At 50.5% G+C, this 16,545-nt stretch carries 16 protein-coding genes; all 16 read right to left on the bottom strand.

All coding sequences use genetic code 11. The features are described 5' to 3' along the window. Positions 1–7: 7 nt before the first annotated feature. Entirely contained in the window at positions 8–3,058 is a 3,051-nt protein-coding gene (locus D3795_RS11330) for a YjbH domain-containing protein (RefSeq protein ID WP_156268832.1), read from the bottom strand. Then, entirely contained in the window at positions 3,055–3,810 is a 756-nt protein-coding gene (locus D3795_RS11325; RefSeq protein ID WP_173021031.1) for a YjbF family lipoprotein, read from the bottom strand. Before D3795_RS11325 ends, D3795_RS11330 begins: the two co-directional genes overlap by 4 nt. A gap of 133 nt (positions 3,811–3,943) precedes the next feature. Continuing rightward, complete coding sequence (locus D3795_RS11320; RefSeq protein ID WP_156268828.1) at positions 3,944–4,222, bottom strand: hypothetical protein; 279 nt, start codon at positions 4,220–4,222, stop codon at positions 3,944–3,946. Between the two features lie 152 nt (positions 4,223–4,374). Next, entirely contained in the window at positions 4,375–4,989 is a 615-nt protein-coding gene (locus tag D3795_RS11315; RefSeq protein ID WP_156268826.1) for a porin family protein, read from the bottom strand. Between the two features lie 89 nt (positions 4,990–5,078). Then, on the bottom strand, positions 5,079–5,891 hold the full coding sequence (locus D3795_RS11310) for a mechanosensitive ion channel domain-containing protein (RefSeq protein WP_156268824.1): 813 nt from the start codon (positions 5,889–5,891) through the stop codon (positions 5,079–5,081). 12 nt (positions 5,892–5,903) lie between these two features. Next, entirely contained in the window at positions 5,904–6,677 is a 774-nt protein-coding gene (locus D3795_RS11305; protein ID WP_156268822.1) for a type II secretion system protein N, read from the bottom strand. Further along, positions 6,674–7,201 (bottom strand): type II secretion system protein GspM, encoded by a 528-nt coding sequence (gspM, locus tag D3795_RS11300; protein ID WP_156268820.1) that lies wholly within the window; start codon positions 7,199–7,201, stop codon positions 6,674–6,676. The genes D3795_RS11305 and gspM overlap by 4 nt, the downstream gene beginning before the upstream one ends. Further along, positions 7,201–8,427, bottom strand: a complete 1,227-nt coding sequence (gspL, locus tag D3795_RS11295; RefSeq protein WP_156268818.1) for a type II secretion system protein GspL — start codon at positions 8,425–8,427, stop codon at positions 7,201–7,203. The genes gspM and gspL overlap by 1 nt, the downstream gene beginning before the upstream one ends. 3 nt (positions 8,428–8,430) lie before the next feature. After that, positions 8,431–9,660 (bottom strand): type II secretion system minor pseudopilin GspK, encoded by a 1,230-nt coding sequence (gene gspK / locus D3795_RS11290; protein ID WP_156268816.1) that lies wholly within the window; start codon positions 9,658–9,660, stop codon positions 8,431–8,433. Next, positions 9,641–10,261 carry a type II secretion system minor pseudopilin GspJ gene (gene gspJ, locus D3795_RS11285; protein WP_156268814.1) on the bottom strand — a complete coding sequence of 207 codons (621 nt, stop codon included), beginning with the start codon at positions 10,259–10,261 and terminating at the stop codon, positions 9,641–9,643. The genes gspK and gspJ overlap by 20 nt, the downstream gene beginning before the upstream one ends. After that, positions 10,258–10,659 (bottom strand): type II secretion system minor pseudopilin GspI, encoded by a 402-nt coding sequence (gene gspI / locus D3795_RS11280; protein WP_173021030.1) that lies wholly within the window; start codon positions 10,657–10,659, stop codon positions 10,258–10,260. Before gspI ends, gspJ begins: the two co-directional genes overlap by 4 nt. A 2-nt stretch (positions 10,660–10,661) precedes the next feature. Then, positions 10,662–11,288 (bottom strand): pilus assembly FimT family protein, encoded by a 627-nt coding sequence (locus D3795_RS11275; protein ID WP_156268810.1) that lies wholly within the window; start codon positions 11,286–11,288, stop codon positions 10,662–10,664. Continuing rightward, positions 11,239–11,655 carry a type II secretion system major pseudopilin GspG gene (gene gspG / locus D3795_RS11270; protein ID WP_156268808.1) on the bottom strand — a complete coding sequence of 139 codons (417 nt, stop codon included), beginning with the start codon at positions 11,653–11,655 and terminating at the stop codon, positions 11,239–11,241. Before gspG ends, D3795_RS11275 begins: the two co-directional genes overlap by 50 nt. 9 nt (positions 11,656–11,664) lie before the next feature. Further along, entirely contained in the window at positions 11,665–12,915 is a 1,251-nt protein-coding gene (gspF, locus tag D3795_RS11265; protein WP_156268806.1) for a type II secretion system inner membrane protein GspF, read from the bottom strand. 3 nt (positions 12,916–12,918) lie between these two features. After that, positions 12,919–14,442, bottom strand: coding sequence for a type II secretion system ATPase GspE (gene gspE / locus D3795_RS11260; protein WP_156268804.1), 1,524 nt, complete (start codon positions 14,440–14,442; stop codon positions 12,919–12,921). Then, positions 14,435–16,543 carry a type II secretion system secretin GspD gene (gene gspD / locus D3795_RS11255; protein WP_156268802.1) on the bottom strand — a complete coding sequence of 703 codons (2,109 nt, stop codon included), beginning with the start codon at positions 16,541–16,543 and terminating at the stop codon, positions 14,435–14,437. The genes gspE and gspD overlap by 8 nt, the downstream gene beginning before the upstream one ends. Positions 16,544–16,545 lie beyond the last annotated feature (2 nt).

The raw sequence follows: 16,545 nt of genomic DNA, 5'->3' as shown, positions 1-16,545 counted from the left end.
ACGGTTCTTAGTCAACGTAGTAAGGACTGCGCTTATCGGTTGCGCCGAATAAGCCAACGCCACCACCGAGCATTTGTCCGCCGTCTCGCGTTAGTGGCGTCCAGCTGATGGCACCACGGCCAGCGCTATAACGTAACTGCAGTATGTCAAACGGAATGCTGATATAGAAGCCTTTGGTAAAGCTACCCTCACCATATTCTCGCGCTGATACGTTGGTTTTGGCTGCATAAGCGCCAACGATAATGCCGCTGTCGAATTTGTGGTCAACGGATACCTGCACTCCGCGATCACCCGCTAAGAACTGGCCTGCCGCGACGCTAATTAATGTATTGGGGAGGAAGCTCGGGCGCCAATAACCCGTTAAGTGGCCGGTAATCACGTCGTAATCACGGAAGCCGAAGTGGTCTTCCCAATCGCGCTGTTTTGCGTAGTTTACGTCTAAACCGACCGCCCAGTTACTATCAAGTTCGCGATAAAGTACTTCACCGCCGAATCCGCCAAACATTTGCTCTTGATAACCGATGTAGGCGCCGGCGAACCAGCTGTCAGCTAACTGAAGACGATGCACCAGTTGCAGATCACGCAAGAATATATCGCTACTGGTAACGTATTCGCGAACATAGGTGCGTACTCGCGGCAATGCACCGGTTTCTTCGCCAGTTGTATAATTGAATTTATCGTAGTTATCGGCAATACGCGCACTAGCGGTGCCATAAATATATGTATTCGGGCTGAGTGAATAGATCAAACGTGCATCAAGGCCTACTTGATACATATAGAAGCTTTCTGGCCCCCCGAAACTTTGATCTAAAAACGGCTTCACACTCACCGTTGGCAACTGGGCAAATTCAAACTCATCTTTGAAAAGTGTTTCGCCTGGCTTATCCGTTACTTCACTGCGGCTATAGGCCTGTTGCGTGGTTGCGTTGATGGTTCTACGCGCTATCGCATCTTTAAATAATTCGGCGTCAATGTTGTTTTGCGCCAAGTTGATGCTGCCCGACTGATTCACAAACTGATAGGTTTTAATGGTGTCAGGTACTTCGGTTGCCAACACGCGTCCCATTTTTTCGAGGCCAAGCTCGCTGTCACGATAGCGATATTGGCTACCGTATAAGGTCAATGTTTGGTTATCTTCACTGAGCGCTATTTCATCCACCCAAGTGCTCGCCTCGGTGTTGAGTGCCATGCGCAGTTTGTTTAATTCTTCTGCTTGCTTGAGTTGCTCGACAGTTTTTAGGCGCGGCGGCGCTGGTGGGCGCTTCGGATGACTATCAATTTTCGGTTGTGATGCGTTTGCCAAGTTAGTACGAATGGTGAAGCCAAACATGAGGGTATTGCCACGCTCGTAACTGGCTTTAATGCTCATGTTATTGCCAAGGTCATACTCTAAACCATAATTCCAGCGGGAATCTTGTGGCATGGTGACGGTTGATGGCTCATTTTTGTAGTTATTGCTGTCGTATTCAACTTTGATACTGAGCGGATCCCACGGCGTTTGGTATTCCAAGCCAGCGAACCAGGCAGTGTTGCCTTTGAACCACTTATCGACTTCGAAGCTACCGCCACGGCCACTGAAACCGTCCGTTCTACTGCAGAACTCGTCGGCTAGTTCGCAGAATGGGTTGTTCACGTTATTGTTTTTGCCGAGATAGCCCCAGCCTAAACCTGCAGTAAAATCAAAGTTGCCAAAACGTTTGCTCGCGGCAACGTACTCGCCAGCGAATAAGCCGGTGCCTGCAGCATCTCTAATACCCACACTCGTCTCTGGTATCCAACGACTTTCTTCGGTAAGGCGAAATTTTAAATCGACGCCACGGTCTTTATAGGTCTGGTCGCCTGAGAAGTTAACATCTTGGCTGTATCGACGCGTACGAATGTCGTTGTAGCGAATGGTTGCTTCTAACCAGGGAAACAGCTGCAAGTTTAATGCCCAACGTCTGTACTCGTCTTGATCATAATAGGTAAAGCTGAACTCGCCCTGCTCGGCGTGGCGGCCGCTTGGCATTTGTAACAGGCCGATGCTGCCGAAATCGCTGGTAGTTGGACGCAGTTTTTTGTCGGCTTCACCAAAGAGTAATAATGGCGGCTGTTGGTCTTTCTCGCTTTGCGTGTATTTGCCCAGCGTGGTGAAATGGCTGGTTTCTTTTAACGTTGGCTGCAACGGGTTCCAGTATTTCGCCAGCTCTGCCATTTGCTTGTTAATGTCTTTGAATTCTTTGGGCAGTTTGCTGGTGTTGAACAACGCGATGATTTTTGCCCCCGCCGAGAATTTTTGGCTGTGGGCGTTGTACGGATCAATGTTTATTTCTTGCACGTCACCTTGCGCGCTAACTTGTAGCACTTTGTCTTTATGTGTGATTGCTTCGAGGCGCTGTTTGAAGTTCTCTTTGTGCGCCGTTTCGCGCGCAGTGAAATGCGGATGATAGCTCATGGTGAACGGCATCCACACGGCGCCAATTACTTGCAGGTGCGTGGTTTGGTGTTTTTCGATTGTTGGCATGAGCAACTGATACCGCGTCGGCTGTTCTTTGGAACCCTGCGGAAGCTGCGGGTTTGCATTGATGTTGAGGCGCGCTTCGTCGTAATAGCTAGTGAGGCTACTCTTTTTATTGATATCGACACCGAGGGTGGTACCTTTCGGCCCCTGTTCGACATGACCACGTCCGATTGGCTCTGCGCCTACAACTGGCCAACTGGCGACTTGCCCAGCAATGCGATTGGCGAGCTGCGCGTAGTTGCGTTGTTCTTCCTGCTGAAAGTAGCGCTCGAGTTTGTAGAGCTGCTGGGTGAGCTGCTTTTGTTTTTGGATGATCTCGTTGTGTTTTTCTGCGCTTACAAGGCGTACGCCAGGCCAGAAGATTTCTTCTGGTTTAATTTGCGCGTTCGCGTACACCTGACTTAGGCGTGGGCTGCCTGCGAATTGCAACTCTGGTGTCTTTTCTGGGCCTTGGATTTTGACGGCGACGGTTGGTTTTTGGCTTTGAGCGTACGCGCTTGTTGCAGCCGTTGCTACAGCGAGTGCGATAGCCGTGAGTTTAAGTGTGCGCGAAATCATCCGTTATTCTTCACTTCTTCTAAGGTGTACGGCTTCACTTCTTCAATGGTTGCGAAGGTACTTTCGGAGCTACTTTGTGAGCTACTTGGAGGCGCAATCAGCTGGTGCGATTTTACGATACGGGCATTGTCGGTGCTGATGTAAAAGGTGTTGGTTGCTACGTTGTTGTCGCTTGTGCCTATGCGTTCTTCGATTTTAATGACTTGGTGCGAGGTGCCATTGGCCAAGTTCACTTGCTCGGTGGCGCCTACTCTGAATTCTGAGGTGTACGTATACGCCTGATCTTCAATTTTGTTCGGAGTGGCAGTAGTTACCCAAATGTCACGTTGCCATGTTGTTGGGCAGTTGGTGAGGTCTTGGTTGTTTCTTCGGATTGCTTCGCGGAAACACGCTAACGGGTCGTTTTTTAGGTTGCTTGTGTGCGCAATGGCGCCGCTCATGTTGTTGGTAGCGGTTATGCGGCCGTGCTTAGTATGGATAATTTCCTCGCCACCGGTGCGCCATTTGAGTACGCCATTATCGTCGAAAGCCAATGCCATAAATGCGCGCGGACGCTCGTCAACTTGTATGTAGCTACCGGCGTATGGGAATTCTTCAATTTCTTGTTGGCTGAGCGTTACATCTTCTGGTGTGTTGAAGAGCTCAGTGACAATTTCTTTGTAGTTTTGAAGGCGCACGCTGCAGCCACTGATTAGCGTGCTGATGAGAGCCAAAATGATGATTTGAATGTAAAGCGAGTGTTTGGCTGTCATGTTGTTATTTTGAGTTCTGTTTGCTGGGGCTTTTTGCTCTATTTGTGTGGGCGATATTAACATATTTATCACCTTCACAAAATAAAAAAGCCGCAAGCTTTCGCTTGCGACTTTTGTTTTACTTCAAACGAGCTTACATACCTGAAGTGGTAGTGCTGGTTGAAGTAGTAGTACCTGGATTTACTGGTGGTACTACTGGTGGCTCAACTGGCTTTGGAGATACGAAGTCGTCGTCGTCGTCAGTTGCAACAACTAAAACTGTAACTGCAGCAACGCCAGCTGCTACCATTGCGCCAGTAGAGAATGCTGCACCTGAACCAGATGCCTCAGCGCCACCGGCTTGACCAGATGCCATTGCAGTTGGCGCTAAAGCCAATGCTGCAGCAGCAAATAATGCTGATAAAGTTTTCATACTATTTTCCTCTTCCTTACTTCTTTGATTGGCCAATCAGCCCACGTCTATGTGGGTGATCACTTGTAAATCTATCAGGTAGTTAGTGGGCTGTAAAGGTGAAAATTGTAAGCGAGAGGTGGGGTGCAGTCCAAGGACTGCACCCTCTTCTTTTAGAAATGGAAGTTGCCACTGAGCGCGACGTAGCTGTTGTCAGAGTCAACAAGTGTGTAACCAAGGCCTACGCTGAATTCATTAGTGATGTAGTACTGGCCGCTGAGGCTCCACTCTTGATCGCTGTCATCGTAGATGTCGACGTGACGCACGTTCGCGTCCACTTCGAAAGCGTCGGTGAGGCGCGTACGCATACCAATTTGTGCGTTCCAACCGGTGTCATCTTCGTTGTATCCACCAACGCCGCTGTCGACGTCAATTTCGCTGTAGACCAAGCCACCACTGGCGTAGGCCACCATGTTGTTCATTTGGTAGAACTTGAAGCCAAGGTTACCGTATAGGGTGTTTGCGGTGGCATCGACGTCAATGCCGCTAATGGTGTAGTCGTCGGTGGCGTAAATGTAATTCACATCAAGGAACCAGTCTTGGTTGATGTGGCGGTTGAACTGCAGGCCGGCGCCGTTGAGGGTTTCGCCGTCGAGGTCGTAGTTGATATAGCTAACGCCTAGCTTGTCGAAGCTCGGTTGCTGCATGGTTTGTTGCGCTTGCGCTGCGGTTGTTAATGCGGCGATCGCTACCGCAGCAACTGACATTTTTGTTACGAAAGGTTTCATTGCAGTCTTCCTTTTGTTGAAATCCTGCTTTCAGCATAGGCGAGAGGTGGGGTGCAGTCCAAGGACTGCACCCTTCTTTTGCTCAGAATTTACTTGTGCAGGTGCACATCCATTTGTGGATAAGGGATTCCAATTTCGTTTTTGTCTAATGCGATTTTAATTTCGCGCATCAAGTCCCAGTAGACACCCCAATAGTCAGTGCTTTTCACCCAAGGACGGACGATAAAGTCGACTGAAGAACTATTCAGTGCATGAACTTGAATGTTCCAAGCTGGATCTTTAAGCAAACGCTCGTCGGCTTTCAACACACTTTCAAGCACTTCTTTGGTTTTGTGCAAGTCGGCGTCGTATGACACGCCGATGAGCAGATCGACACGGCGAGTATCTTCTCGGTTGTAGTTCGTAATTGGTGAGCCGGTAATCTGCGCATTCGGCACGAATACCACTTTGTTATCTGGTGTTTTCAAGATAGTTTGGAAGATGTTCACTTCTTCAACGGTACCCGAAACGCCACCTGCGTCCACGTATTCACCGGCACGGAATGGACGGAATAAGATGATTAATACGCCCGACGCCATGTTCGATAGCGAGCCTTGCAATGACAGACCTATCGCCAAACCGGCGGCACCTAAAATGGCAATAAATGAGGTGGTTTCGACGCCTACTTGAGACAATGCCATTAGCACGGCGGCAATGAATATGACCGAACGAACAATGGCGCCAAGGAAGCTAATTACGGCTTTATCGGTGCCGCGTTTCTCCATGCCTTTGCCCATTAATTTGGCAACTGAATTCGCCACAATCTTACCCACAATTAAGATGATAATTGCGACGATAAATTTCACTGTGTAGCTGAGAATTAGCTCTTGGTTGTCGCTAATCCATGTCATGACTTGATCCATAAGTACTCCTTTTTACCATTTGAAGTTATATCGGCCTTGAGCGTCTGGTTTTCCGATGAAAACTAATAACTCAGAAATTGGCTGCGGCGTCTGCAACGTAGGTTTCATACTACCGGTTAAGCTTACTTGCGGTGCATCAATGCGCCCATTTACTTGTGCGCTAAGGCGTAAACCGACGAGGTTATTGTCGTCTATTTCGACATTGATGCCATTTTGCGCATTACATGAAAGCTTGGCTAAATAGTCACCCAACTCATGCCATTGCTGGTTAATGCGCATTTCAGTTCGCCGTGCATTGATTGTAGCAGTTAACGCATCACAGATCTTTCCACTATTAAAATTAGATACTTGATAGTCATTAATATCAAGTTGGAAGTTACCTGCCATGGTGATGGGTACGGGAAGTTTCAATTGTTGGATCGCCGGCTGCATTGCGCCTTGAAAATTAGCTTTGAGCTGCGCTTCCGACATACCGGCGTTGATAGTGGCAGTGCCATAGAGATAATTCTTCGACGGAATATCAATTGCGATTTCCGCTTCTGCCATGAATAACTTCCAAGGGTTCAGTTGCCATTGCACATCTTCAAGATTTAGCGTGCCGCCAGTTGGCAACTTCGCGCTAATATTTGCGCGCCCGTTCCATATCGTACCTTTGGTGGAGGAGACGTGCAGTCCCTGCTCCGGAGCTAGGCCTGCACCCCACTTAATCACCGCAGCGGGAGTCAGTGCCACCAACGCAACCAAGTAAAACGGAATTAACCATAACAACCAGCGCCAAGACATCATTCCGCCACCTGCAAGCGACGTACCCGAACGATCCCCGGCTCGCCGCCTTCGGTCGCATCGAGGTGTTCAATAACTAAGCCGGCTTGAGTCTCAAGGCTTTCGATGAACTGAAGTAGTGCGTTAAATGGCACTTCGTCTATCACCACAACTAAGCTGTCTGACTGCGGCTGCATGCGTGTGACTTCGATTTTGGCGGCGGTGGCTAAGCGCGTGACACGTTCGCTCATGCTGCCGCTCATGGATGAGGTGGGGGTGCTGTCCTTGGACTGCACCCCACCTTTTTGTGACAAATAGCGGCCGGTGTTTTCGCGCACCCACTGCAATAGCTCTTGCTGCGCGACAACTTTGGTTTCGCGCTCAGCGATGCCATCGGTTAACGGCTTCCATGCAATGAAATACGCGAGTGTAACCACAAATAGCACAGCAGCGACACTCACTAAAAGCTTCTCGCGCTGGTTCATTTGGTTTAACCGTGTTTCGAGGCCTGGAACGCGCTGTATAAATTGCTGTAACAAACTAGGCATCACACGTCCTTCTTCACGGTTAGGGCGCCGCTTACAGCACCGCTTTGGTTATTCACAGGCCCTTGCTCGACGACAATCTGACCGCCTTGATTCGCCACTTTTCGAAAATTCTCTAAGCTCGCGAAACTATTCGCTTTTACCTGCATGCGGAGGGTCTTGTCATCGTATCGAATCAGTTCAAGTCTGACATCGCGATTCGCTTTAAATGCACTTTCGAGATGCGCCAATAACTCAAGCGGCGATGACTTTGTGCCTTGCATACCTAAGCTCTCTAAATGACGATTAAGCTGCGAGCGCACGTTCACAATGCGTTTTTCGTTCGGAAACGCATCGCGGTAAGTTTGCTCAATCGCTTGCTCGAGTTGTTCACTTTGATTGCCAAGATGCACATACTCAATCACCTGCGAACTGTAGGCCACGGCGAGTAACACGCCTGCAGCAATCGCCGCAGGTTTGTAAGTGCTTGCTTTCACGCCTTTACGCTTTTTGTGCTGCGAGCGAAACTCTTGCTGACGAAGATTAATCATCGGTGGCGTGGATTTGCGCGCATTATAAGTGGTGGCGACCACACTCAACGGCACTTCAATGTCCATTTTTTCAACCGGCTGCAACTGCATACCTTCGGTTACTATCGGCGCGAGCGCGGTGTCTGTGGTGAAGCCAGTGTACTGCCCGGTGCGAATAATCACCGTCTCGCCTAAGGTTAGGGAGGTGGGGTGCAGTCCTTGCTCCGGAGCTGGGTCTGCACCCTCCTCGCTTTCAGACAACTGCGGCTGCACCTGCGGCGCTGGCACCATAAAAATATCGGGGTAAATTTCATCGCATTCGATGTCGGCTTGCTCAAGCGCTGATAGCCATTTATGCATGGCATCGCGGGCGACAACAGCAACGTGCAGTCCAAGGACTGCACCCCCCTTCTTCGCTGGAGGCCATGCGAAGTGCAACTCACTAATATCCTGCGCCAATTCATCTTCCAGCGCATTCGGCACCACCTGAGGCAGCATGCGAATCGCGCTACTCGGTAACTCAACTTCAGTGAGCAACACATCGGTACCCGGCGCGTAACAAATCACTTCGCGGCTACGGGCATGATCGGTCAGTTGGCTTAATTCGGACAGATCATTCAGCGTTCCGCTTGCAATGAGTTCGCTTTGCTCTGGGCTCCAAATCAGCCAGTGCAGCGGCTCGCGTTCAGCCGAGCTCAAGCGGATAAATAGTTGTTCCATAATCTAGGGTTCTCCTGCGCCGCGATACAAAACTTCAGCGGTCTCGCTGGTGATTAAAAACTGGCTTTCGGCGGCCATGGTTAGATCGCCATAACCAATTTTTGCGTTTAATTGGAAATACTTACTTTTCACATCTAAATCGTCAAGTGCGCCACCGATGGTTTGTGCGGTCACGCCATTTGGGGGCACGTTGCCGACAAATTTAGGTTGCACGCCGCGCGTTGCTGCATCATTTATGGCCCCATTATTACGCGCATCGTCCATACTTTCATAGCCGCTTTCTCGACGGGAGGCCAAGAAACTCGCGGCATCCCCCATCGACATAGCGCCGACAGTTACCGCATGCAACAAAGCTGGCTGATCTTTCTTAACCGTATTTATGTTTAATTTCAGGCTGTTATCTCGCGGAATAACGCACACGTACGGTTTTATTTGGTTATAAATACGCGCCGTCACACCACGCACTAAGCGTAATTCGCTCACGTGAACCAGCCAACTGTTCGCTGCACGATACGGAAACTGCAAACTTTGATAATCCACTGATTCCGCGCCGTAGCTGCCGTCAATATCATCATCACTATCGAGCCAATCTGCCAGCGAATCGACAATCACGTCCACCGCATACGACTCTATATTTTCGTCTACCGCCATAAACAGCATTCGTAGCTGGGCTTTGCGACGCTCCCGTAAAACATCAGGGGCCAGTGAGCCACCGGTGGTCGCGCCACCCCCTGTATTAGCATTACCCGTGTTCGAGCCGGCGTTCGGAGTTGAGCCAGAATTCGGTGTCGCTTGCGGCGCATTTGAAGGGGGTGCAGTCCCTGTTCCGGAGCCGGAGCTGACCCCATCTTCTACTCGCAATGAATTCAAGTTAAAGCAACTTTGCAGATCTTGAATTTCTCCCTTAATCGCCCCGCCATCGACAGGGTAAATGCTGTTGCTCTGACTTTGCTGATACCACATTTGTTGCTGATGTACGACGCCGTCGCTCTCGCTTACCTCGCGTTGGAGTAACTCTCGCACAATTTCTTCAGCACTTAACCAATACCAATAGGCTTGTTCCGCTTGTTGAAAATTAGCGGTTCGCAATACGGTTGTTTGTAAGCGTCCACTTAATGTCACGGCCATGACGGATACCAGTGCCACAACAAGAAGCACCATCAACAGTGCAACACCACGTTGATGTTGCGGTGTCACGATGCCTACTCGTGAATTACGGCGACGGCTGTTCACTTAAACCTCCGTCATTTATCAAGAATACCCGCGTGATCGTGCCCCAAGCTTCGGTCTCAATGGTAATTTCTAATGCCGGCGGTAAGCCTTCGATGTCGCCATTGTCGCCCGAATTATTACGCACAGAGGAGGGGGTCTGTCCTTGGACTGCACCCCTCTTAAGGGGTTTGGCGGTGAAGGCGGTGACGCCTTCAAGCACGACGCGCGATTTCGGCTCGGACGATTCGGTTACATCCACAAAGTTAAAGTGTTCGCGTACGAGGTTACCTTCGCGAATGAGATAAGCCACCGGTTGCAATTCGCTACGCGGAAATAAGCCCAGCGGATTAAACCAGCCGGAGCGAACAAAACCTAAGCGGCCTTCGTCAATGAAGATATATCGCCCTGTCGGATTATCTCGTGCCACAATTTGGCGAATGTCTTGCTCTAAAATCAGCATACCGTACTGGAGCTTTTCAAGCCGTGCGATGGCGGTTTCGCTTTGCTCGCTGGTACGCATAATCGCGTTAATTACCGACGCCGAAGCGAGGCCAATCACCGCCATGATCACGACAGTGACTAATACTTCAACAAGGGTGAAACCGCGACGATATGGCATCATGGGCGTGCACCGTCATCAGTAGAACCAGAATCAGGGCCCAAGTATCGGCTCAACACCACCAATGCGCCATCATTCACTTCCGCCGAAGCTGGTTGCTCGTCGAACACACGCACGGTGACATAAAACACATCTTCGGTTTGTGTTTTCAGCACTTCCGAGCGCCAAAACCACTCGCGTGATCCAACCATTTCAACGCCTTTAGCACCGTTCTCAGGCGGATAATTTAAACTCACGCGGGCCATGGCATTGGCCGCTGCATACTGCGCCATCGATTTGTCTTGCATATAGTTTAAGTCGTTCAGATGTTGGCTGGTAGCAGCCACCGCAGCTAATGCCGCCAAGGCGAAAATGCCCAGCGCAAACATGACTTCAACTAAGGTGAATCCACGGGTGCGCATAATCATCGGTCTTCGCGCTCTAACGAAATATCAATGCCGTCGGTACTGGCAATACGCCAGCTGACCGGCTCGCCAACAAGGCCGACGTTACGAACAAACAATTCAAATGGTGGGAGATCGCCGCTACCAAAAATAAATAATTGAGGTGTGGGTTCGCTGGGTGGTTTGTCGTCGTCTGACCGGGTACCGAGGTCTTCTTCATCAACCGCAAATACTTCGTTTAAATCGGTGTCGTCTTGTTCCAAGAGCTCGAGATCGCCCGCTTCAACCGAAAGCTCAATATCGGTACTGAGTTCGGTTTGCCGCAAGCCACGGTGGGTAAGATTTTGCCAGCGGCCATCTGTGAATTGCAAAAAACGATACGTATGCCCGTCGTCAATACGTAAACCGAGAATGGCGTGGCGCACTAATGCGTATTCGCGCGCATAGCGGATGCGTTCGTACAAAACTCGGGCATTTTCGGCGGTTTCGTCGTCTTTTTTGTCAGGTACCACAAAGCTGACGGTGAGCGCCAGCATGCCGATAACCGCCATGGTGACCATGACTTCGACTAAGGTGAAGCCTTTTACGCGCAAAGTGCTACTCGATGTTCCAGTTGCCGATGTCGTCGTCGGTGCCGGTTTGACCATCTGGGCCAGCAGAGAAGATGTCGATATCGCCGAATTCACCTGGGCTTAATAACAAGTATTCGTTGCCCCATGGGTCGGCAGGTAAACGCTGGATGTAGCCGCCGCGACGGTAGTTACGTGGGCGCGGATCAACGTTTGGTTCTTCTATTAACGCTTCGAGGCCTTGCTCAGTAGATGGGAAGGTGCCGTTATCAAGACGATATTGTGCCAAGGCATTTTCCAGCGCAATGATGTCGGTGCGCGCTTTTTGGCGGTTGGCTTGGTCTGCTGAGCCGAGCACGTTTGGCAAAATTAATGAGGCTAACAGGCCGAGAATGGCGATAACGACCATTACTTCGATAAGGCTGAATGCGGATTGTTTTTTCATGGTTTTCCCTTAAAGTCCTACGCTTTGGTTGAGCTCAAGTATTGGTTGAATGATGGCAAGTACAATCAATAAGACCACGCCAGCCATGACAACGATCAGTGCCGGTTCAAATATTTTTAGCGCCACGTTCATGGTGGTTTCGAAATCGCGATCTTGGTTATCGGCGGCGCGGCCGAGTAATTGTTCGAGTTCGCCTGATTTTTCGCCGGCGGCAATCATGTGAAGCATCATTGGCGGAAATAATTTGGTTTGGGCGAGTGCGGCGCGTAACGATGAGCCCTCACGCACGCGGTCGCAGGCTTCTTCGACAGCAATTTGCATGGCACGATTCGTTAACACGCGGCCGGTAATTCGTAACCCGTCTAATAAAGGTACTGCCGAAGCAGCTAAAATACTCAGCGTACGAGCAAAACGAGCGGTGTTCACGCCTTTAATCACACGCCCAAACAGCGGCACTTTCAATACCCAGGCATCGAATTTGTCTCGCCGTGATGGCTTACGCAATAATTGGGAGCCCACCACTAACCCCACTAGAATTATCCCCAGTAGAAACAGCCCATAATTTTGTAAGAATTGACTTACCGCTAATAAGAAGGTGGTGGTTGGCGGTAAGTCTTGGTCAAGCCCGCTAAATTGTTCCACAATTTGTGGCACCACACTCACTAACAGGAAAATAATCACGCCAATGGCAACCAGTGTCAAAATAGTTGGATACACCAGCGCTTGCACTAATTGGCCTTTGAGCCGGTTACGCTGTTCGGTGTAATCAGCCAAGCGATTCAGCACTTCGTCTAAGTGCCCAGAGCGCTCGCCGGCTGCCACCATCGCGGTAAATAACTTATCGAACACATGCGGATATTCCGACATGGCTTCTGCTAACGAATAGCCTTCGACCACTTTCGAGCGTACCGCCATGATCAGTTTTTGTAATCGTGGCTTGTCGGTCTGCTCAGATACCGCAAACAACGCTTGCTCAATTGGCAGTGCCGCCGAGACTAACGTCGCTAATTGGCGGGTAATCAGGGCTAAATCGGCTGCGCCAACACCGCGCGTTTGCAAGCGTTTGAGGAGGGGTGCAGGCCCAGCTCCGGATCTAGCTCCGGCTTTGGGACTGGTCCCCTCCTCTGCCAATTCAACAGCAACAGGAATCAGCCCCTGCTCGCGCAATTGTGCGCGCACCTGACGTTCGGTATCAGCTTCAATGACGCCTTTGGTTTTGCGGCCGCTAGCGTTTAACGCCTGAAATGCATACGCTGCCACCGGTTACTCCTCGCGCGTTACGCGCAAAACTTCTTCTAAGGTGGTGACGCCGGCAATCACTTTCGCCAAACCATCGTCACGAATGGATGGCGCTAAAGCACGCACATATTTTTCAATCGCTTGCTCGCCGTGGCCGTTATGAATCAACTCACGTACGCGCTCATCTACCACCAATAATTCATGAATACCGGTACGCCCGCGATAACCGGTGTGATTACATTTTTCACAGCCCACCGCACGATACAACTGCGCACCGCCGTCTACCGCTGCGTCTGCAACATAGGCAAGTTCGTCAGCGGAGGCCTGATACGGCTCTTTACAATCGTCGCACAAGGTGCGCACCAAACGCTGCGCCAGCACAGCTAACAACGATGATGAAAGCAAGAATGGTTCTACGCCCATATCTTCCAAGCGTGTAATTGCGCCAGCAGCCGTATTCGTGTGTAGGGTCGATAGTACTAAGTGACCCGTTAACGACGCCTGCACACCAATTTGCGCGGTTTCGACGTCTCGTATCTCACCCACCATCACCACATCAGGGTCTTGACGCAAAATAGCACGTAAACCGCGGGCGAAGGTCATGTTCACCTTCGGATTCACTTGCATTTGGCCAATGCCTTCGATGGAGTACTCAATTGGGTCTTCCACCGTCAAAATATTGCGGTCACGCGAGTTAATTTCCATCAAGCCTGCATACAAGGTGGTGGATTTACCCGAGCCCGTCGGCCCCGTGACCAAGATAATTCCGTGTGGCTTTTTAATCAGTTGCGAGAAAATACGCCGGTTCGCTTCGGTCATACCAAGCTGTTCGAGGTTCAAGCGAGCATTGTTTTTATCAAGCAAACGCAACACCACTCGTTCGCCATGATTCGATGGCATGGTTGATACCCGCACATCGACTGCACGGCCAGCAATCAACAAACTAATACGCCCGTCTTGCGGTACACGCTTCTCAGCGATATCGAGCTGCGCCATAACCTTAATCCGCGACACGAGCAATGAGCTGAGTTTACGATTCGGACGAATCACCTCGCGCAGCACGCCATCGATACGAAAGCGTACTAGCAAATCTTTTTCAAACGTTTCAATGTGGATATCAGAAGCACCTTCTTTAATGGCCTCTGACAACATGGCGTTAATGAGTTTGATAATTGGCGCGTCGTCTTCGCTTTCTAACAAGTCTTCAGTTTGCGGTAATTCGTCAGCCAGCGAAAATAGATTACTTTCGTTGCCAATATCTTCCATCAACTGCTTGGCTTCTGACGAATCGCGCTGATACGCCTGCGTCAAAATCGCTTCGAATTCTTCAGCGCTGTGCTCTTGCAGCACGAACGGTGCGCCTAATACGCGACGCACTTCGAGCAAAGCTTGCGAGCTTACACCATGGCGCGCATGCACGATGGCATCATTTGCAGTGCCGTCATCGGCGGCGCCGGCAAAAGCCACCACCACTCCGTGGCGTTTCGCAAACGCAAATGGCAACCGTCGCGGTGCCACTTGCGCGGCCACGTTCGCGATATCAGTCATTACCACTGCCCTTTTTCTCTTCTTCCATGTATTTTTCGAACGAAGGCGGTAAGGTTAACGGGCCATCCCACTCTGGTAATACGGGTTGGTCGGTTAGCGGCATCAACGAAATGCCATCTTCTTGAGCCTTCAATTGCTCGGCGCGAATGTAGTTGTATTTACGCGACGAGATCTGCGTGGCTACCCCACCATCACGCACAATGGTCGGACGCAAGAACACCATCAAGTTCCGTTTTTGACGTGACGTAGAGGTGCTCTTGAACAGATGTCCCAAGAACGGAATATCGCCCAAAATTGGTACTTTCGATTCCGATTCCTGTACGTCTTCGTCAATTAAGCCGCCAAGTACAATGGTTTCACCATCGTCAGCCATCACTACGGTTTTCAATTCACGTTTGTTGATGGTGATATCGACCGAGGTGGCACCGCTGATGCTTGATACTTCCTGCTCAATCACAAGCTGTACGCCGCTGCCTTCGTTAATTTGCGGCGTAACCTTCAATTTAATACCCACGTCTTCACGTTCGACGGTTTGGAACGGATTGTCGTTATTTGAACCAGTGGTTGAACCGGTAATTGTTGGCACTGACTGGCCGACCAAGAACGACGCTTCTTCGTTATCGACCGTCATAATTGATGGCGTTGCCAAAATATTTGAATTCGTATTGGTGGTTACCGCTTGCAAAATGGCACCCCAGTCATTCTTCACCACACCAATCATCATGCCATTCACGTTCTGCAGCACTTGCGCCAACAACGACACATCGCCTGGACGGTCCGGTTCACGCGTGGTCACCACGTTGCCATCGACAATGGTAGTGGTTTCGGTGCCTGGCTGTTCGCGCGCCAAATACGCACCCGCAGCCACCTGACCAATTGGTGCTTGGCGACCGTTGTTGTATTGCACCATACCGCCGTCTTCGCTAATCCATTGCAGACCGAAATCGACGCCATCGCCTTCCATAATCTCAACGATAATCGCTTCAACGTGCACCTGCGCGCGGCGAATGTCGAGTTGACGAATCACACTTTCAAGGCTGGCTAACAAGTCTGGCTGTGCGGTTATCACCAATGAATTCGATGCATCATGCGCGCTAATTGAAATTTGACCGTTTGATGAACTTGAGCGACGCGCGGCTGCAGTTGTGCCGGCTGCGTTCGATGCTGATTCTTTTTCAGCCTGCAAACTTTGACTAACACCTTGCAACACATCCACCAGCTCTTCAGCTTTCGCGTACTTTAAGTAGTAGACGCGCGTATTGCCTTCGGTCTTCAAATCTTGATCGAGCTGATTAATCAGCTTCATCACGCGTTCACGCGCACGCGGCTCGCCGCTGATGACGACGCTATTGGTTCGCTCATCGGCAACAATTTTGGGAATCAACAATGGCGGTGTGCCATCATTCGCTTTCTCAAACAAACTTAAAGCAATACGCACCACTTCTGACGCCGATGCAAATTCAAGTTTCACCACCGTTACGTCTTGGTCACCCGCGCGATCAACGCGTTCGATAATTTCCACCAAGCGCTGCACGGTTTCGCTACGACCGGTGATCATAATCACGTTGGATGGATCATAGCTCACCACGTTGCCGCCACCGCTTTGGTCGTTCAATAAGCGTAATAACGGCGCCAATTCGCGCACGCTGACGTTCGCCACAGGCACTACGCGGGTAATCAAGGTATCGCCACCAAGCGAGTTATCATCGACCACCGGAATCGCACCGTTGCGTGCGTCTTTGTCGCGCATGACTTTAATCACACCGGATTCCATTTCGATAGTTGCGAAGCCATATACATCCAGCACGTTCAAGAAGAACTGCCAGTACTGGCTTTCGTTCATCACATCATAACTGCGTACGTCAATGCGGCCGCGCACATCCGGATCGATAATAATAGTGCGGCCTAAGTTGCGTCCCACCACCTGAATAAATTCAGTGATATCGGTGTTTTTGAAACTAGCGGCGTATTCAACCGGTTCGTCTGCAGTTTGGCGTTGTTGCTGCGTCGCCTGGCGTGATTGCTGCGCACTCACATCGTGGAAGGTTCCCGAAAGCGCGGCGCCGAGTGTGATGGCCAATGCCAATGAGGTTTTACGCATAC

The sequence above is a fragment of the Pseudidiomarina andamanensis genome (genome assembly GCF_009734345.1).
Lineage (GTDB): Bacteria > Pseudomonadota > Gammaproteobacteria > Enterobacterales > Alteromonadaceae > Pseudidiomarina > Pseudidiomarina andamanensis.
This window is presented reverse-complemented; position numbering and strand designations above follow the sequence as displayed.